The organism is Guyparkeria hydrothermalis, assembly GCF_023555375.1.
In the GTDB taxonomy this organism is placed as follows: Bacteria; Pseudomonadota; Gammaproteobacteria; order Halothiobacillales; family Halothiobacillaceae; genus Guyparkeria; species Guyparkeria hydrothermalis.
This window is the reverse complement of sequence record NZ_JAJSEE010000003.1, coordinates 147,185-166,413: the sequence shown is the minus strand read 5'-3', so window position 1 is coordinate 166,413 and position 19,229 is coordinate 147,185. Positions and strand designations below refer to the sequence as shown.

Here is a 19,229-nt window from a genome sequence, read left to right as displayed (position 1 = left end):
TCGGTCCGCGCCGCGCGTCAGCCCGTGTTGAACTTGCGCACCAGGCGCGACAGCTCGTGGGCGTAGCGGGCCACCGACTCGCCGGCATCGGCGGTTTCCTGCGCCGCCTGGGCATTGTCGCTGGTGGTCTCGCTCATGTGCTCGATGCTGGTCTTCATCTCGCCGGAGACGGCCGTCTGCTCCTCGGCGGCCGCGGCGATGCGCGTGCTCATGTCCTCGAGCCGCTCGAAGGCGGTGGCGATCTCGTTGAGCATGCGATCGGCCTCGGTGACCGCCTCGAGGCTCTTGTTGCTCACCTCGCGGCCGGTGGTCATCGCCTCGACCGCCTCGGAGGCGCCTTCGCGCAGGCGGGCGATGATGTCGGTGATCTCGCGGGTCGAGTCCTGGGTGCGGTTGGCCAGCGAGCGCACTTCCTCGGCGACGACCGCGAAACCGCGCCCCTGCTCGCCGGCACGCGCCGCCTCGATCGCCGCGTTGAGCGCCAGCAGGTTGGTCTGCTCGGCGATCGCGCCGATGACATCCAGCACCTTGCCGATCGACTGCGACTGCTCGGACAGGTTGGCGACGATGCCCTCGGCACGCGTGAGCACCTCGTCGAGCTCCTCGGCGTTGCGGGCACTGCCGTTGACCTGCCCCAGGCCATCGTGCAACTGGCGGTTCGCCTGCTGGACCGCGGAGCTCGCCTCCTCGGCCCCGCGGGCGACCTCTTCGGCCGCCTCGAGGGTCTGACCCATGCCCGTCATCAGCGAGTCGATGGCCGACTCTTCACGCTTGGCCCCTTCCCGACCGCGCCGCGAGGCGCGCTCGAGGCTCTCGGAGGCCTCGGACATGGCCTCGGAGGAACGGGCCACTTCGCGCACCAGGTTCTGCGCGGTGTCGGCGAAGGTGTTGAACGCCGCGCCCACCTGAGCGATCTCGTCGTTGCCCTCGGCCGGCAGTCGCTGGGTCAGGTCGCCGTCGCCCTCGGCAATGTCGCGCATGCGACCGGCGATGTGCTGCAGGGGCCGGGAGATGGTCAGCACCGACAGCCAGGCCAGCAGGCCGACGACCAGGATCCCGGCGATCACCGAGCCGATCTGCCAGTTGCTGGTCGACTCCAGCGCCGCCATCAGGCTCCGGGAGCGCTCGGCGATCTGGCCGCGCTCGCGCTCGACGATCGACTCGACGCTCTGCTCGATCTCCTTGAACACCGGGGTGAGCTCGGTGCGCACCAGGTAGGCGTCCATGCGCCACTTCTCGGAGGCGTGGATGTCGAAGGCGCGATCGGCCGCCTCGATGAACTGCGGCAGTTTCTCGTTGAGCTGCTCGACGGCATCGAGCTGCTCGAAGGTCAGCAGGTAGTCGTACTCCTCGGCGATCTTCTGCGCGCGCTCGAGCACCTGGTTGGCGTAGAGGTTGAAGTTCTCGCGCAGGGCCGGTGAGCGGAAGGAGATAAAGCCGCGCAGGCCGGCGACCACATTGCCCCAGTCGCCCTGCAGGCGGGCGAGGTCGATCACCAGCCGACGACGCGAGTAGCGGCTGGCATCGGCGTTCTCCTCGGCGTTGAGCAGCTGGCCGAGCAGCCCCGAGATCTCACGCTGCAAGGGGTTGGCGTGCTGGTTGGCGTACTGCATGCCGGGGTTGTTGGCCGCCTCGTCGCCGGAGATGGCGATGATCTTCTCGGCCGTGGTCGTGAAGCGGTCGATCTGCTCGTCGAGGGTGCCGCCGGCGTTGTCGCGGTAGCGCGCCAGTTCGGCCCGCGCGGCCTCGACCTTTTCCAGCGCGTCACGGAAGCGGGCGAGGTCCTCGTCGCGGTGGCTCTGCAGGTAGAAGCCCAGCGCCCCGACCCCGCGTTCGACCTGGATGCGGATGGTGTCGGCGGCGAAGGCGGCTGGCTGGCCACGCTCGACCACTTCCTCGACCTCGTGGGCCACCTTGCTCATGTTCACCATGGTGAGCACGGCAATCGCGACCATCAGGGCCAGGATCAACCCGAACCCCAGCAGGTTCTTCTGCGACAAACTGAAACGATTCAACCAACCTAGCATCTGCTCCTCCTGCCCTCGTGCCTTTATCAGGTCGGGCTAATACCCGCGCGTTTCTTGTGGGCAAGCCGGGTTATCGACCTGGGGGGCGAAAACTTGAAGCCCGAGTTGACCGGCGTCATCCACGCCCTTGTCCCCGGGGCACCCCAACGTCGACAAGATGGCGACAAAATCCCGTCAACTGCCCACGGCATTCATCAGGAACGCCACGAACCCGGCCACGGCAAGCAGGATCAATGCCACCCCCAGCCATTCCTCGCGCGAACCCTTCCGGCTGGCCGCCATCATCGGCTTGACCCGCGGCAGCAGGAACAGCAGCACGGCGCCCAGCAGTACCGCCATGCCGATCTTCATCCAGAGATCCATTGCGCCCTCCTTCACGCCCCGACGCCTGTCGACGCATACAAAGAAGGCCCCTTGCGGTGACAAGGGGCCCGGTTCGCCGGCCTCCCCGGCCCGGTCGGGCCGAGAAGCGATCACCGGCATCAATCGTTCTGGTTCATCCCCAGCAGGCTGAGCAGGTGCACGAACAGGTTGAAGATGTTCAGGTACAGGCTGACGGTCAGCAGCAGGTAGTTGTCCTCGCCGCCGTTCACCATCTGGCCGGTGTCGTAGAGGATAAAGCCGCTCATCAGCAGCACGACCGCCGCGGAGATCGCCATCGACAGCGCCGGGATCTCGAGGAAGATGTTGCCCAGCATGGCCGCGAGCACCACCACCAGGCCGACCACGAGAAAGCCGCCCATGAAGGAGAAGTCACGGCGCGAGACCAGCGCGTAGCCAGACAGGCCGAGGAAGATCGCGCCGGTGCCGCCCAGGGCAGTCATCACGATCTGCCCGCCGTTGGGCAGGGCCAGGTAATGGCTCAGCATCGGCCCCAGCCCGAAGCCCAGCAACCCGGTGATGGCGAACACCACCCCGAGGCCGGCGGCCGAGTGGGCCGTGCGCGGCAGGACGAACCAGACCAGCACCAGTGCGCCGCCCAGGGTGAGCAGGGAGGTCCAGCCGGGCACGCCGGCGAGCAGGGAGACCGTCGCCATCAGCGCCGAGAACAGCAGCGTCAGCGACAGCATCATGTAGGTGTTGCGGATGACCTTGTGGGTCTCGAGCTGGGAGACCCCCGTCTGGACGGTGGCCTGATTCTCGAATGCCATGCAACCTCACCTCGTCTCTGGTAATCATGTGATTCGGATTGAACCCGGAGTATAAGTGCTATGAACTCAGGCGCAATCGCCCGTCCGTCCTGACCCGAAGGAGTGTTCCGTGTCCGACCACGCCATCCATGCCCGCCGCGTCCTGATCACCGGCTGCTCGTCCGGCATCGGCCGGCGGGCCGCCGAGATGCTCGCCGAGCGAGGGCATCAGGTGGTCGCCAGCCTGCGCGCCCCGGCCGACGTGGCCGACTGGCCGCACGCCCACATCCCGGCCGTGGTGCTGGACCTGGATGACCCCGAGTCGATTCGCGCCGGGCATACCGCGGCGGTCGAGGCAGCCGGCGGGCCGATCGAGGCCCTTTTCAACAACGGCGCCTACGGCCAGCCGGGCGCGGTCGAGGACCTGAGCCGCGACACCCTGCGCGCGCAGCTCGAGACCAACCTGCTGGGTACGCTCGAACTGACCAATCTCGTCATCCCGTCGATGCGCGAGGCGGGCTTCGGTCGGATCGTGCAGAACAGCTCGGTGCTGGGGGTGAGCGCGCTGGCCTTCCGCGGGGCCTACGTCGCCTCGAAGTTCGCCCTCGAGGGCCTGAGCGACACGATGCGCCTGGAGCTGGCCGGCAGCGGCATCGACGTTTCCCTGATCGAGCCCGGGCCGATCACCTCGCGCTTTCGCGCCAATGCCCAGCGCGCCTTCGAGGCGAACATCGACTGGCAGCGCTCGGTGCACCGCGCGGCCTACGAGCGCCAGCTCGAGCGACTGAAGAAACCCGGCCCGGCCGCACCGTTCACCCTGCCGCCGGAGGCCGTGGTCCGGCGGGTAATCCACGCGATCGAGTCGCGCCGGCCGAAGGCGCATTACCCGGTGACGGTGCCGACCTACCTGTTCGCCGTGCTCAAGCGCCTGTTGACTACCCGCGCGATGGACCGGGTGCTGGCGCGTGCCTCGGGGGGCGGCAAGCGCTGATGAACGCGCTCGACTCGCCCATCGCTCAGCTCTATGTCCTGATCGAGTGGACGATCCGGCTCGCCGCCCTGTTCATCGTGCCGTTGCGCCGGCCGCCCACCGCCGCGACCGCCTGGTTGCTGCTGCTGTTCTTCCTGCCGATCGTCGGACTGGTCATGTACCTGCTGGTGGGCCGGCCGCGCCTGTCGCGTGACCGCGCCGAGAAGATCGCCCATCTCGCGCAGACCCTGCGGCCGATCACCGAGCGACTGTCACGGGCCGAACCGCAGGGCAGCGGCAACCTGCCGGCGCGCTTCGCGGCGGTGGACCAGATGGTGCGCCGCTGGCGTCAGTTCCCGCTGTTCGACGGCAACCGCATCGGCCTGATCGACTCGATGGACGCCTTCGCCGCGGCACTGGTCGACGGCATCGACCGGGCGACCGATCACGTCCACCTGACCTTCTACATCGCGGCGGTCGACCGGGCCACCGCCCCCGTGTTCGATGCCCTGGAACGGGCGGCCGCCCGCGGCGTGGTGGTGCGGCTGATCGTCGACGACTTCGGCTCGAAGGAGACCATGCGGGGACTGCGACGGCTTGCCCGCCGCGGCATCGCCGTGGGCCGGGCCTTCCCGCGCTCCAAGCTGCCACGCAAGTCGGCCCGTTTCGACCTGCGCAATCACCGCAAGCTGGTGGTGATCGACGGGCAGGTGGGCTACGCCGGCTCGATGAACCTGGTGCACCCGGAATTCCGCCGCGGCCAGTGCTACGAGGACCTGATGCTGCGCATCGAGGGACCGGTCGTGCTCGAACTCCAGGCGATTTTCGCCGGCGACTGGTACCTGGAGACGGGCCTCCTGCTCGACACCGAACGCTATTTCCCGACACCGGTCACCGCCGGGCACGAATCCTGCGTCGGGCTGCCGAGCGGGCCCGAATACCCCGAGCCGCTGCTCCAGCGCCTGCTGCTCGGGCTGCTGCACGCCGCCACCGAGCGGGTCGAGATCGTGACGCCGTACTTCGTCCCGGACGAATCCACCCTCGATGCGCTCAAGGCCGCCGCCCGGCGCGGCGTGCACTGCGAGCTGATCCTGCCCGAGTCGCTCGACCACCCGCTGGTGCAGCTGGCGCAGGAATCCTACTTCGACGAGCTGCTCGAGGCCGGGGTGACCATCCGCCGCCACCCAGCCCGGCTGCTGCACAGCAAGGTCACCCTGTGCGATGGCCGCATCTCGCTGGTCGGCAGCGCCAACCTCGACGTGCGCTCCTCGCTGATCAACGCCGAGTTCGGCCTGTTGTGCTATTCGAGCGAGACGGCCGCGCGACTGGCCGACCAGATCGAACGCTACCGGCGCGACTGCCCTCGGCTGTCCCCGGAGGACTGGCAGGCGCGCGGCCGGGGACGCATCCTGGCGCAGAACCTCGCCCGCCTGACCTCCCCGCTGCTCTGAGCCCACGCCAAGATGGCAGACACAACGAAAAACGGCGCCCGATGGCGGGCGCCGTTCGTTACGGAAGGCCTGACCGCGTGATCAGCGGCTGGCGGCCCGCTGGTCGAGAGCGACCAGCATGCGATCCTGCGCGCGCAGCTCCTTCGACAGCTCGCGCGCGGCGACCAGCTCCTGCTCGTCCATCTCGCCGAGGAACGATTGCATCAGCTCGTCGGCAGCCCGGTGGCCGTTTTCCACCATCGGGCTCAATAGGCCGTAGGCGGCCACGTAGTCCGGCTCGTCCAGACCCAGGCCGTGGGCGTACATCATGCCGAGGTTGTAGCGCGCCACGGTGTGACCCTGAGCGGCGGCCTCGCGGTACCAGTGCAGGGCCTTGTCGTAGTCCGGCTCGACGCCCTCTTCGCCGAGGTAGAGTGCGGCGAGGTTGCTCTGCGCCCGGGCGTAACCCTTCTCGGCGGCCCGCTCGAACCACTCGAGCGCCTTGGCCCGGTCGCGCTCCACGCCCTGGCCCTCGAAGTACATGGTGCCGACCGCCAGCTGGCTCGGGGCGAAGCCGGCATCGGCCGCCGCGCGATACCAGCGCATGCCGAGCTCGTGGTTCGTCTCGACCATCTTGCCGTTGCAGTACATGTGACCCAGCACGTACTGGGCGAAGATGTCGCCCTTCTCGGCCTTGGGGAGCCAGTGCTCGACCCCGCCGTTCTCGTAGAGATCCTGCGCGACCGCCGCGGGGACGTCGGCCGCCTGCGCCGACAGCGGCACGGCGAGGCCGCCGGCCGCCAGCGAAAAGGCCACCGCCCGTGCCAGCCGGCCGGCGCCGAATGTGTTGATGCGTTCCATGATCCCTGCCCTCGTTCTGCTCCGATACCTGGGGAACCCCTGCACGAATGCCGAACCCCGCAGAGCGGTATGGCATTCGTGCAGCGGCTCCGTCAACTAAGCATGCCCACGAAAAGGTGGAAATTCAATCACAAAATGTCACGCCGAGTGACTGATTTCGCAGGAAAAAATATCACCGCAATCGCATATCCGCGCATCAGCACATCGTGATGGAACGCGGCTCGGCAACGAGGTCAGTGGGCGATCGCCAGCTGGAAGGCAAACATCACCATGAACGACAGCACCACCACCGTCCCCACACGCCCGGCCGACAGCCCGCGGTTGGCGTCGGGCAGCAGCTCGGCGAACACCATCCAGATCATCGCCCCGGCCGCCAGACCCAGGCCGATCGGCAGGAAGGGCTCGAAGGCGGTCACGAACAGGTAGGCCGGGATCGCCATCAACGGCTGCGGCAGGCTGGAGAAGATCGCCCAGCCCGCCGCCTGCCAGACCGGCACGCCGCGCGGCACCAGCACCAGGGCGATCGCCAGCCCCTCCGGGATGTTGTGCACGGCGATCGCCGCCGTGATGAACATTCCCAGTTCCTCGCCACCGCCGTAGGAGACCCCGACGCCGACGCCCTCGGCGAAGGAATGGATCGTCATCACGCCGACGATCATCAGGGCCTTCTTGGCATCCGCCGCCTGCAGGTCGCTGACGTCCGGGGTGTGGTGCCGATCGAGCCAGCGATCGGCCAACACCACCAGCACCAGCCCCGAGGCCATCCCCGCGAGCGTCCGCCAGGAACCGATCGCGCTGCCCTCGGCAACCAGGCTGTGGCTGGCCGCCAGCATCAGGCCCGCCGCCATCGCCGCGCCGGCCGCGAGCCAACGCTCGTCCACGTGCCGGGCGAACGCGAGCGGGATGGCGCCCAGCCCGGTGGCCAGCGCCGTGATCAACGCGGCGATAAAGACCGTCAGCAGACTGACCTCAAGCACCATGATCGGGCCCTGATGAGCGAATGTCGGTTGACCCTAGATCGTCGACCGCCCTAAATCCACGCATTACCTTGAGCCCGCCGACGGCCAACCGAGATCCAGCTCCCCCAGCGGCTGCGCCTCCCGGGCCTCGAGCCCCGAACAGGTCACACCCAGCAGCCGAATCGGCCGGCGACCGGCCTCGGTGTCATCGAGCAATCCCGGCAAGGCACCCAGCAACTCGCCCGCCGACGACAACGGTCGAGTGAAGGTGCGCCGGCGGGTGATCTGGACGAAATCCGCGTACTTCACCTTGAGCGTGACCGTGCAGGCGACCAGCTCGCGCGCCGCCAGGTCGCGGGCCACGCGCTCGGCCAGCGGCGGCAGGGCCGCCTCGACCGCCTCGCGGCCGACCAGGTCGTTCGGATAGGTGGTCTCGTGACCGAGCGACTTGCGCTCGCGCCGGCTCTGCACGGGGCGCTCGTCGATGCCGCGCGCGATCTGGTAGTAGTGCCGTCCGGCCTTGCCGAACCATTCGACCAGCTCGTGCAGCTCGTGGCGGCGCAGGTCGCCGCCGGTGTGGATACCGCGGGCCTTCATGCGTCGCTCGGTGGCCGGGCCAACGCCGTGAAAGTCGCCCACCGGCAGGTCCTGGATGAATCCGGGCGCGGCCTCGGGGTCGATCAGGTAGAGCCCGTCGGGCTTGTCCACGTCGGAGGCGAGCTTGGCGAGAAACTTGTTGTAGGACACGCCCGCCGAGGCGACCAACCCGGTGGTCTCGCGTATCGCCGCCTTGATCTCGCGCGCCATCAGGGTGGCCGATCCGCGACAGGCCGGACTGTCGCTGACGTCGAGGTACGCCTCGTCGAGCGAAAGCGGCTCGATCCGCTCGGTGTAGCGCCGGAATACCTCGTGGATCTGGCGCGAGACCGCGCGGTAGACATCGAAGCGCGGCCGCAGGAAGACCACCTCCGGGCAGGCGCGTGCCGCGCGCGCCGCCGGCATGGCCGAATGGATGCCGAACCGACGCGCCTCATAGCTCGCCGCCGCGACCACGCCTCGCCCGGCCGGGTCCCCCCCGACCACCACGGGCCGCCCGCGCAACTCGGGCCGGTCGCGCTGCTCGACCGAGGCATAGAAGGCATCCATGTCGACGTGGATGATCTTGCGCATCGCCGTCTTCCCGCGCCGCCTCAGCGCGGCCGTCCGGCCCGCTGGGCCCGTTGAGCCAGTTCGGCCCGGTTACGCCCGGCTGCCTTGGCGCGGTACATCGCCCGATCGGCCGCGCGCACCAAGTCATCGCCGGTGACCGCATGGTCGGGGTAGAGGGTCACGCCGATACTCGCCGAGACGGCCACCGTCTGTCCCTCGACCCCGATCGGCTCGGCCAGCGACCGGCAGAGCGCCCCGGCGACCGCCAGGGCCTCGTCGCTGTCGCCGACGGCGTGCAGGAGGACGACGAACTCGTCGCCGCCCAGTCGCCCCACCAGGTCGGATTCGCGCACGCCGGCCAGCAGCCGCCGGGCGGTGGTCAGCAGCACCTCGTCGCCCGCGGCATGGCCGAGTCGATCGTTGATGGGCTTGAACTCGTCGAGGTCGATGAACAGCAGGGCTTCCTTCTCGCCGTGGCGCGCGGCCAGGCGCAATGCCTGCTCGAGATGCTCGAAGAACAGCGCGCGGTTGGGCAGGCCGGTGAGCGCGTCGTGCTGGGCGAGATGACGGATGCGCTCCTCCATGGCACGGCGCTCGGTGATGTCGCGGGCGATGCCCAGAAAGGCGGTGACCTGGCCGTCATCGTCGCGCAGCGGCGCGGCGTTGCTGGTGTGCCAGCGCCAGCCATCGTCGCGGTGGCGCACCCGGTACTCGATGCCGCCGCGCGGCTCGCCACTGCCCAGCACCTCCTCGAGAAACGCGAGACACCGCGGCAGGTCGTCCGGGTGGAGGTAATCGCGGATGTGCGTGCCCACCACGTCCTCGACGGCATGACCGAGCGACGTGACCCAACTGGGAGAGACGTAGCTGAGCACCCCGTCGGGGGTCAGGGTGTAGATGATGTCGTTGGCGTTCTCGACCAGTTGGCGGAAGCGGGTCTCGCTCCGCCAGACCTCCGCCTCGAGCGCCTTGCGCCGGGAGATGTCGTTGACGTAGCCGGTCCAGATGATCGTGCCGTCGGCCAGCCGCTGGGGCAGGTCGTTGGCCTCGACCCAGCGCAGGCTTCCGTCACGATGCCGCATGCGAAATTCCCCCTGCCAGGGCGTCAGCGACTCGCCGTGGGCGATGCTTTCGCCGATGACCCGCTCGTAGTCCTCCGGGTGGATTCGATCGAGCAGGGCGCCCGCATCGGCAAGCACCTCGGCCTGACTGACCCCGAACATCACCTCGACGCGCTCGCCGACGAACAGAAAGCGCCAATCGTCGCCGCCCGACCAGCTCAGCTGGTAGACAAAGCCCGGCAGATGCGGCGCGACCGTCTGCAGCTGCTGGGCGAAGTCGCGACTCCAGGTGATATCCCGGGCCGAGCCGAGCAGTTCGATCACCTCGCCACGCCCGTCGCGCAACGGACTCAACTGGACCTGCCAGCTGCGACTGCCGCTGGGCACATCGAGGATCGATTCGATCAGGGCCGGCTCGCCGCTGGCGAAACACCCGGCGTACACGGCCTCGAGAGGCGCGGCCTGATCGACGGGCAGCAGCTCGCGCGGCGTCTTGCCCACGATCTGTTCGCGGGAAAGCCCGGTGTCACGCAACAGGGCGGCGTTGACTTCGCGATAGACGAAATCGCCGTCGGCCCGACGCCCGATCACGAAGAGCACGTCCTGAGACTGCTCGAAACAGGCCTGGTAGGAATCTTGCGGCATTGCTGCCCTCATTATCCGCCCGCACTGGATGTGCCGAGTATGGGCAGTATGCGGCCAACCACGGGGGGACAAAACACGGCGCGGGAACGGTGCCCGATACCCGCAACGAAAAACCCCCGATCCGGGGATCGGGGGTTTGACGGAAAACTGTGGTGGCCAGAGAGCCCCCTGAAATGCCCCCGTGTCTTATTGTTTTTACTCGCTTTCCCTATCACCCCCTCGAACCTGTCCCCTCGATTGTCCCCCACGACCACGACGACTGCCGACCCATTTTTCGACGACCCGCCTCGCACCGAACAGGCACGCCTCGCCGGTTTAGCAAGCCTGGTTAAACTACTAGGCGGACTGAGTCCACGCTCGAATATCGGCTATCCGGCGATGGCAATGCGTCGTCTCAGGTACAGTTCCAGCCTAAGCCACCCAGGGACTGGGCGCGACATGTCAACAGTGACCGTTCTTCTATGGACGCCACCGCGAGACACAAAGTAGTCAAGGCGAGCACGCACGACGTGTGCACCACTTCCGCGACAAGACAGCAGACACAATGAACGCAGTAGAGATCGAATCGGCCATCACAGACCTGGCCTCTAAACCTTTCGACTCAAACGAGTTCCCATACGCTTTTCTGGAAGCCTTTGGGAACAAGGCGACCACAATTAAGCGCCTGAGATCGGGGAGCACCAACAAGTCTGACCTTGGCGGGGTGCTACAAACCAACAATATCCATATCGCCGTCGCAGACACAGGCGCCGTCAACGAAACACTAACCGCGCTCAAAGACAGCCCAGCCACGGCACGCTACAAAGTGCGTTACGTCCTGGCCACCGACGGCGAAGACTTTGAGGCAGAAGATCTCCAGACAGGCGAGACCGCCGCCTGCGCATACGAGAACTTCCCGGATCACTTCGGCTTCTTCCTACCCCTCGCCGGCATCAGTACCGTCAAACAGGTGCGCGACAGTTCCTTTGATATTCGCGCCACCAGCCGGCTCAACCGTTTGTATGTCGAACTACTCAATGACAATCCGGAGTGGAGCACAGAAGCACAGCGCCATGAAATGAACCATTTCATGGCGCGGCTGATCTTCTGTTTCTTCGCCGAAGACACCGATATCTTCGAAGGCAGCGGCCTGTTTACCGACACCATTGCGCAGATGAGCGCACGAGATTCCGCCAACACCCATGAGGTGATCAGCGAAATCTTCCGCGCCATGAACATCAAGCAGGCAGAGCGGTCGGCAGCCGGCATCCCTCGCTGGGCGGACGGCTTCCCCTATGTGAATGGCGGGCTTTTTTCGGGCAGTCTGAAGGTGCCACGCTTCAGCAAGATTGCGCGCGCCTACCTATTGCATATCGGAAGCCTGGACTGGACCCAGATCAACCCCGACATCTTCGGTTCGATGATCCAGGCAGTCGCGGACGATGACGAGCGCGGCACTCTGGGCATGCATTACACGAGCGTGCCCAACATCCTAAAAGTTCTGAATCCGTTATTCCTAGATGACTTAAGCAAACAGCTTTCAGAAGCCGGCGACAACTCTAGAAAACTACTCAACCTGCGCAACCGCATGGCCAGAATTCGCGTCTTCGACCCAGCGTGTGGCAGTGGAAACTTCCTGGTTATCGCTTACAAACAAATGCGCGCCATAGAAGCAGAGATAAACAAACGCCGGGGAGAGATAAACCGTCCTACCGAAATTCCTCTGACCAACTTTCGCGGCATTGAGCTGCGGGATTTCTCAGCTGAGATCGCTCGGCTGGCCCTAATCATTGCCGAATACCAATGCGACCTGCATTACCGCGGGAAAAGGCTCGCTTTAGCCGAGTTTCTCCCCCTTAGTTCGGATAACTGGATTGTATGCGGTAACGCCCTGAGACTGAATTGGCTTGGCATATGTCCGCCCGCAGGAACGGCGGTAAAGCTCCATGCGGATGATCTGTTTGGTTCTCCACTGGATCAGGCCGAGATCAACTTCGAGAACGAAGGTGGGGAGACATATATTTGTGGCAACCCGCCTTATTTGGGCTCGACGTGGCAGTCAGCAGAGCAGAAAGACGACTTGCGCCGAATTTTTGAAGGGCGCACAAAAACGTGGAAAACGCTCGATTATGTTGCTGGTTGGCTTATGAAGGCCGCCGACTATGGACTACACACACCGACAGTCTCAGCTTTCGTGGCGACTAACTCGATTAGCCAAGGCCAACAAGTTTCTTTTTTATGGCCCCTTATTCTTGGGACAGGCCACAGAATCGCATTTGCCCACAGAAGCTTCAAGTGGGCCAACCTTGCGAGTTATAACGCAGGGGTCACGGTTGTGATCATTGGAATAGCAAGAACAAATCGCCAGGCAGCTATATTCAGCGAAGACTCAGAAGGAAAAACCGTCCGGAAAAACGCCGACAACATTAACCCCTACCTCATCTCGGGCGATAACGTAATTGTCGAAAAAGCCATGAAGCCACTAACCGAAGTTGGGATTATGGATTTCGGAAACAAAGCGGACGACGGCGGCCACCTGACTTTGACTCCAACCGAAGTCGAAGACCTTGGCTTAACGAAAGAACAAAAATCCAAATTCATAAAAAGATTCATCGGATCTAAAGAGCTAATCAAAGGAGAGCCGCGGAATTGCCTTTGGATAGAAGACGAACAACTCGAAGAAGCGCGCTCTATTCCGTCGCTTAGAGCGCAGATTGAAAAAGTCCGGCAAGCTCGCCTAAAAAGCAAGGACGCGTACGCTCGCAGTCTTGCTGCACGCCCCCATCAATTTAAGACGCCTCGCAGCGCTAAATCATCGGTGATTGTCACGCCCCGCGTTAGCTCCGAGAACCGCCCATTTCTTCCAGTGGACTATCTTTCCGCCGGAGCGATTATCGGCGACAGAAACTTCGCTCTCTACGACGCCCCTCTTTGGAACATGGCCTTGATCGCCTCTCGCATGCATTGGATATGGATTGGCACGGTCTGCGTCCGTTTGGAAATGCGTTTTTCTTACTCCAACACTCTTGGCTGGAACACTTTCCCTCTTCCCACTTTGACTGAGAAAAATAAGGCTGACCTGACTCGCTGTGCAGAAAACATACTACTGGCAAGGGAAGCCCACTTCCCTGCCACCATTGCCGATCTCTACGATCCGGAAAAAATGCCAGCCGACCTGCGCGAGGCACATGAGCGAAACGACGAAGTACTGGAGCGAATCTACATAGGTCGGCGCTTCAAGAACGACACCGAGCGGCTGGAAAAGCTGTTCGAGCTGTACACAGAAATGACGGCCGAGGAGAACAATACGGGGAAGGCCAAGGCATGAGTGAACTAATCCTTTACACCACGGAGGATGGCCAAACCGAGCTCCACCTCCGAGCGGAGTCTGACAGCATCTGGTTGAGCCAGTTGGAAATCGCCGAGCTTTTCCAGACCACCAAGCAGAACATATCCCTTCACGCGAAAAACATATTTGAGGACAAAGAGTTAACTCCAGAGGCAACTGTCAAGGAATCCTTGACAGTTCAAGCTGAAGGCGAACGTCAGGTGAAGCGACGGATCAGTTACTACAACCTGGACCTGATCCTTGCCATCGGCTACCGGGTGCGTTCGCCACGAGGCGCGCAGTTCCGGCAATGGGCGAGCACTCACCTCAAGGAGTTCCTGCTCAAGGGTTTCGTGATTGATGACGAGCGACTGAAAAACGCTGGGGGTTGGGACTACTTTGACGAGCTACTGGAGCGCATCCGGGACATCCGGGCTTCTGAGAAGCGCTTCTACCAGAAAGTCCGTGACCTGTTCGCTCTGAGCTCTGACTACACAGCTCGCGAAAAAGAGACCGCTCAGTTCTTTGCCGAGGTACAAAACAAGCTGCTCTACGCCACCACGGGCCACACCGCTGCAGAGCTAATTGTGAAGCGTTCAGACCCTAGCCAGCCCAATATGGCCTTGACCAATTGGAGTGGGGCGCGAGTGCGCAAGCAGGATGTCATCGTCGCCAAGAATTACCTGAGTGCGGACGAGATCGACACACTCAACCGGCTTGTGGTGATCTTCCTCGAGCAGGCCGAGTTACGAGTCAAGCAGAAGCAAAAGCTGACCCTCGATTTCTGGCGCAACAACGTCGACAAAATGTTGGACTTCAACGACCAACCGATCCTTAAAGGTGCGGGCTCAGTGAGCCGAGAGAACATGGAAAAAATCGTTCGTGAACGTTATGAGGCTTTCGACCAGCAACGGCGTATCGCAGAGGCGGCGGCAGCCGATGCCGCTGATCTGAAAGAGATCGAACAACTGGAAAAAGAACTCAGACACAAGGGCAAGAAGTCCTAACAGGTACCGCTCTATGACAAAGACCGTCCCGTCAGTTTCCGTCAACTATGCAAGCAATGGCAGCTCTACCGAGTCCAACGCGCTGGGCATGCGCCCCATGCAGGAGCGCGCCTATGAGCGACGTGGCGAGCAGTACCTGCTGATCAAGTCCCCGCCGGCATCGGGCAAGAGCCGGGCTCTAATGTTCATAGCGCTGGATAAGCTCCACAACCAAGGCCTCAAGCAGGCGATTATCGTGGTGCCGGAGAAATCCATCGGGTCCAGCTTCAATGACGAGCCGCTCAGCGACCATGGCTTCTGGGCCGACTGGCACGTGGAGCCAAAATGGAACCTGTGCAACGCCCCAGGATCGGACAATGGCGGCAAGGTGAAGTCATTGGGGGCATTCCTTGCCAGTGACGACCAGGTGCTGGTCTGCACCCACGCCACTTTCCGCTTTGCGGTCGATCAGTTTGGTGTTGGCGCCTTCGACAACCGACTGATTGCTGTGGACGAATTCCACCACGTCTCGGCGAACCCCGACAATAAACTGGGCGCCCATTTGGGTGAGTTTATTGCTCGTGACCAGGTTCACATTGTCGCAATGACAGGGTCCTATTTCCGGGGTGACGCCGAAGCCGTGCTGCACCCTCAGGACGAGGAGCGCTTCGATACGGTCACCTACACCTATTACGAACAGCTCAACGGATATCAGTACTTAAAGCAGCTCGACATCGGTTACTACTTTTACTCTGGCTCCTACGCCGACGACATACTCGAGGTGCTCGACCCTGCCGAGAAGACCATCGTTCATATCCCGAACGTGAATTCCCGGGAGAGCACGAAAGATAAGATCCGGGAGGTCGAGCACATCCTCGAAGAGCTGGGGAAATGGCAAGGCACCGATCCAAAGACGGGGTTCCAATTGGTGAGGACGCCAAATGGCCGCGTATTGAGAATCGCAGACCTGGTTGACCCAGAGCACCAGAGCCGCCTCCAGGAAAGCCTCCGCTCGCCCTTGATGAAAACCGACCGGGACTATGTCGACATCATTATCGCCCTCGGCATGGCCAAAGAAGGATTCGACTGGGTCTGGTGTGAGCATGCCCTGACCGTTGGCTATCGCTCCAGCCTGACGGAGATCGTGCAAATCATCGGCCGCGCGACACGTGACGCACCGGGCAAGAGCAAAGCGCGATTTACCAACCTGATCGCCGAACCGGACGCCGCCGAACAAGCGGTGACTGAGGCGGTTAATGACACGCTTAAAGCGATTGCAGCCAGTCTTTTGATGGAGCAGGTGCTAGCACCTCGCTTCGAGTTCAAGGCCAAAAACCCCACCAGCGGTCCTCAAGAGGGCTTCGACTACGGGGAAGACGGCTACGACCCGGAGAAATGCAACGTCGGCGTTAATGAGGAAACCGGACAGTTCCAGATCGAGGTGAAGGGGCTTGCGGAGCCCAAAAGCGATGAAGCGAGCCGAATTTGCCGTGAAGACCTCAATGAGGTGATTGCAAGCTTCGTGCAAGACAAAACCACCGTCGAGCGGGGGTTGTTCGACGAGGAACTGGTGCCCGAGGAGCTCACCCAAGCTCGCCTGGGCAAGATCATTAAGGACCGCTACCCCGACCTTGGCGATGAGGATCAGGAGGCCGTCAGACAGCATGCCATCGCTGCACTGAACATTACTCAGCGAGCCAAACAATTGCTGGAAGATGAGGGCGAGAGCGAAAGCGGTGACGAGCCTAAGCCCAACACCTCGCTGATCGCCGGCGTTCGCAAGTTTGCAATGGATGTTCGGGATCTCGATATCGACCTAATCGACCGCATCAATCCCTTCAGCGAGGCCTACGCCATCCTTGCCAAAACGATGAGCGAGGACAGCCTGAAGCAGGTTGCTGCAGCAATATCTGGAAAACGAACCACTTTGACGCCGGACGAGGCCAAAGACCTCGCACTCAGAGCGCTTAAGTTCAAAAAAGAGCGTGGACGCTTGCCGTCAATCAGTGCGACAGATGCGTGGGAGAAACGCATGGCCGAAGGCGCAGCTGCATTCGTCAGGTTCAAAGATGAGGGGCGTTATGACTGATCTGGACGATTTGCGCACAGAGCTAGATGAGTTCGCGCAGCCCAAGAAGAACAAGAGCCACTCCGCTCGTGAGGAGCGGATAATGGCGGGTTTCGAGGAAATTCAACGCTTTGTCGAGGAGCATGGTCATCCGCCAGAGCATGGCGAAGACAAAGACATTTTCGAGCGACTTTACGCAGTACGACTCGACCGCATCAGATCTCTCGAGGAATGTCGGACCCTCGTTGGCCCGATGGACCATCAGGGGCTTCTCGACGAGAAAGCTGCTATCCAAACCGACCCCGATGAGTCGATTGACGACGAAACCTTGCTCGCTGAACTAGCAGGCGCTGCCGGAGCATCCGATCTGACTGAGCTTCGTCATGTCCGGTCTCGTGCCGAAGTCCGTGCCGCAGAAGAAGTCGCCAACCGGGAAGCGTGTGAAGACTTTGATCTGTTCAAACCGCTATTTGATCAAGTAGAAACGGATCTCAAGTCCGGGCTGCGAAAAACAGTGCGCTTCGGCCAAGATGCTGGCATCAACCAAGGTGAGTTTTTCATCCTAAGCGGTCAGACAGTGTTTGTCGCAGAGAAGGGTGACGAATTTGCGACCCCGCAAGGGCACCCCGACGCACGACTGCGGGTTGTCTTTTCCAATGGAACCGAAAGCAACCTATTGCTTCGCTCACTTCAACGAGCCTTATACAAGGACGAAGCCGGTCGCCGAATCACGGACGCCGACAGCGGCCCCCTCTTCAGTGAATCTTGGGAAGAAGAAGACGTTGAAAGTGGAACGATCTACGTCCTGCGCAGCCTATCGGAGCACCCATTTGTCGCCGAGCACCGGGAGCTCGTCCACAAGATTGGGGTGACCGGCGGCAAGGTGGAAACCCGTCTCGCCAATGCGCCTCATGACGCCACCTACCTTCTGGCCGACGTCGAAGTCGTTGCCACCTACAAGCTCGCCGGCATTAACCGACGCAAACTGGAAGCCCTGTTCCATCGCATCTTTGCGCCAGCTCAACTCGACCTGACAATTCAAGACCGGTTCGGACACCCGGTGAAACCCAGAGAATGGTTTTTGGTGCCATTGCATGTGATTGATGAGGCAGTCAAGCGGATTCAGGACGGATCTATTACGGAAGTCCTTTATGACCCTGCCACAGCACAGCTAAAAAGCTAGAGAATGAGGGTGGCTCGGCCCGAATCGGGTATCCGGATTAAGTGGTAGATGGAGCCCCCTTGCTCCTTCGAACCCTTAACTCTCCCAGAAGGTTGATAGATCGACGCCGTAGTTTTTCTCAGGCTCGGGAAGACCCATGCTGTAGGTCATGGTGGCCTTGCCCAGGAAGGGGGATTCCTTGATCTGCGGCACCTTCTTCTTGTGCTTGGTGGTGTAGAGCATCCGGGCCCGCATCACCTCGAATGAGTAGCCCCGGCCATCGCGGTTCTTGTCCTTGGCCAGCCGATTGATCGACTCCGTGAAGGCGTTGGTGATTGGGGTGTCGGTTTCGAAGTAGGCCAGCACCTCCTCGCGCCATCCGCTGACGGCGCTGACGAGATCCTTCCACACCTCTTTCTGCCCCTGTGGAATGTCGTCAATCCAGCGGGCCAGCGCCTTTTCGGCATCACGCCGGGTGGTGCTGTCCCAGATGTGGTAGAACCGCTCCTTGTGCTCGTAGGCCGCCAGGAGCTGAGGGAAGGCCCCTGTCCATGTCTCCATGATAAGCCGCTCGCGATCTGAAACGTCGTGGGCACGCTTCAGCAGGATCTTCCTATCGCCCTTGAGGGTCCGCCGCTGGTTTGGCTTCAGATCCTTCCTGAGTCCCTTACGCACCTTCTCCAGGGCTTCGTTGGCCATCCGCACCACATGGAACTTATCGACCACAATGCGAGCCTGCGGCAGTACCGCCTGGACAGCACGGCGGTAGGGTTTCCACATATCCATGCTGACGATCTCGACCTGGTGGCGCTCGGTCATGCTCATGAGGCGCCTCGTCACCGCGTCCTGCTGGCGACCGGGCAGCAGGTCCAGTAGGGTACGCTCCTCCAGGTTGGTCAGGATGCAGCGGTAGCGGCGGTTCAGGTACAGCTCGTCGATCCCCAGGCAGCGGGGTGTCTCGAAACGATGCCAGGCTGCCAGGAACTCAGCCTTCTTCTTGAATATCTCGCGGACAGTCTTCTCGTCGAGGCCCGTGGTATCAGCCACGTAGGCGTAGGGGTGATTGAAGGCTTCCTTCTCGACGTGGTTGTAAAGCCTCCGCGTCATGCGGTGATCGTCTACCATTTCCGGAAGAGCTGGCCGGAACGTCCTTCCACACGCCCGGCAGGTGTAGCGGCGACGGACCACCCAGAGGGTGACCCGCTTTCCGTGGATGGGTAGGTCGCGATAGGCCACATCGCGCTTGCCGAACCTGACAAACTCACTCTCAACGCCGCATTCCTCGCAAGCTAGAGGCTCAGGAGCTTCGACCTGGTAGTGGAGATCATGCTCTTCCATCTTGGTGCCTAGGACGTGGTACTCGGGAAGGTGAAGGATGTTGTCAGGCAAGCTAGCCATGCAAACTTTCCTTGTCGACATGGTCCATAGATGATCGCGACTCTTTGACCGCGTTGTTTTCAACGAACTGAAGGTG

General features: G+C 62.6%; 14 protein-coding genes. 6 read left to right on the top strand and 8 right to left on the bottom strand.

The genetic code is table 11. The features are described from left to right. Window positions 1–17 precede the first annotated feature (17 nt). From LV475_RS05685 to LV475_RS05675, 3 genes are all read right to left on the bottom strand, one after another. Entirely contained in the window at window positions 18–2,027 is a 2,010-nt protein-coding gene (locus LV475_RS05685) for a methyl-accepting chemotaxis protein (protein WP_250105910.1), read from the bottom strand. Between the two features lie 174 nt (window positions 2,028–2,201). Next, the gene (locus LV475_RS05680; RefSeq protein ID WP_136866817.1) at window positions 2,202–2,390 is read right to left on the bottom strand and encodes a hypothetical protein; all 189 of its coding nucleotides are present in this window, start codon (window positions 2,388–2,390) and stop codon (window positions 2,202–2,204) included. A 119-nt stretch (window positions 2,391–2,509) separates the two neighbouring features. Further along, window positions 2,510–3,178, bottom strand: coding sequence for a Bax inhibitor-1/YccA family protein (locus tag LV475_RS05675; protein ID WP_250105909.1), 669 nt, complete (start codon window positions 3,176–3,178; stop codon window positions 2,510–2,512). A 109-nt stretch (window positions 3,179–3,287) separates the two neighbouring features. Here LV475_RS05675 and LV475_RS05670 point away from each other — a divergent pair, with 109 nt between their 5' ends. Both LV475_RS05670 and cls read left to right on the top strand, forming a co-directional pair. Next, on the top strand, window positions 3,288–4,148 hold the full coding sequence (locus LV475_RS05670) for an SDR family NAD(P)-dependent oxidoreductase (RefSeq protein WP_250105908.1): 861 nt from the start codon (window positions 3,288–3,290) through the stop codon (window positions 4,146–4,148). Next, on the top strand, window positions 4,148–5,578 hold the full coding sequence (gene cls, locus LV475_RS05665; RefSeq protein ID WP_250105907.1) for a cardiolipin synthase: 1,431 nt from the start codon (window positions 4,148–4,150) through the stop codon (window positions 5,576–5,578). The genes LV475_RS05670 and cls overlap by 1 nt, the downstream gene beginning before the upstream one ends. An 81-nt stretch (window positions 5,579–5,659) precedes the next feature. Here the strand turns inward: cls and LV475_RS05660 are convergent, their stop codons facing one another. The 4 genes from LV475_RS05660 to LV475_RS05645 all read right to left on the bottom strand — a co-directional run bounded on the left by LV475_RS05660 (window position 5,660) and on the right by LV475_RS05645 (window position 10,232). Continuing rightward, window positions 5,660–6,418 carry a tetratricopeptide repeat protein gene (locus LV475_RS05660; RefSeq protein WP_136866820.1) on the bottom strand — a complete coding sequence of 253 codons (759 nt, stop codon included), beginning with the start codon at window positions 6,416–6,418 and terminating at the stop codon, window positions 5,660–5,662. Between the two features lie 233 nt (window positions 6,419–6,651). Continuing rightward, entirely contained in the window at window positions 6,652–7,398 is a 747-nt protein-coding gene (locus LV475_RS05655) for a ZIP family metal transporter (protein ID WP_136866821.1), read from the bottom strand. A 63-nt stretch (window positions 7,399–7,461) separates the two neighbouring features. Next, window positions 7,462–8,547, bottom strand: a complete 1,086-nt coding sequence (gene dinB / locus LV475_RS05650; protein ID WP_136866822.1) for a DNA polymerase IV — start codon at window positions 8,545–8,547, stop codon at window positions 7,462–7,464. A gap of 20 nt (window positions 8,548–8,567) precedes the next feature. After that, the gene (locus tag LV475_RS05645; protein WP_250105906.1) at window positions 8,568–10,232 is read right to left on the bottom strand and encodes a diguanylate cyclase domain-containing protein; all 1,665 of its coding nucleotides are present in this window, start codon (window positions 10,230–10,232) and stop codon (window positions 8,568–8,570) included. Window positions 10,233–10,776: 544 nt separating this feature from the next. Here LV475_RS05645 and LV475_RS05640 point away from each other — a divergent pair. The 4 genes from LV475_RS05640 to LV475_RS05625 are packed head-to-tail and all read left to right on the top strand — an operon-like array spanning window position 10,777 to window position 17,776. Beyond that, window positions 10,777–13,539 (top strand): class I SAM-dependent DNA methyltransferase, encoded by a 2,763-nt coding sequence (locus tag LV475_RS05640; RefSeq protein ID WP_250105905.1) that lies wholly within the window; start codon window positions 10,777–10,779, stop codon window positions 13,537–13,539. Beyond that, entirely contained in the window at window positions 13,536–14,546 is a 1,011-nt protein-coding gene (locus LV475_RS05635; RefSeq protein ID WP_250105904.1) for a virulence RhuM family protein, read from the top strand. Before LV475_RS05640 ends, LV475_RS05635 begins: the two co-directional genes overlap by 4 nt. A 13-nt stretch (window positions 14,547–14,559) precedes the next feature. Then, window positions 14,560–16,614, top strand: a complete 2,055-nt coding sequence (locus LV475_RS05630; protein ID WP_250105903.1) for a DEAD/DEAH box helicase — start codon at window positions 14,560–14,562, stop codon at window positions 16,612–16,614. Next, the gene (locus tag LV475_RS05625; RefSeq protein ID WP_250105902.1) at window positions 16,607–17,776 is read left to right on the top strand and encodes a GIY-YIG nuclease family protein; all 1,170 of its coding nucleotides are present in this window, start codon (window positions 16,607–16,609) and stop codon (window positions 17,774–17,776) included. Before LV475_RS05630 ends, LV475_RS05625 begins: the two co-directional genes overlap by 8 nt. A gap of 75 nt (window positions 17,777–17,851) precedes the next feature. Here the strand turns inward: LV475_RS05625 and LV475_RS05620 are convergent, their stop codons facing one another. After that, window positions 17,852–19,153 (bottom strand): ISL3 family transposase, encoded by a 1,302-nt coding sequence (locus LV475_RS05620; protein WP_250105901.1) that lies wholly within the window; start codon window positions 19,151–19,153, stop codon window positions 17,852–17,854. Window positions 19,154–19,229 lie beyond the last annotated feature (76 nt).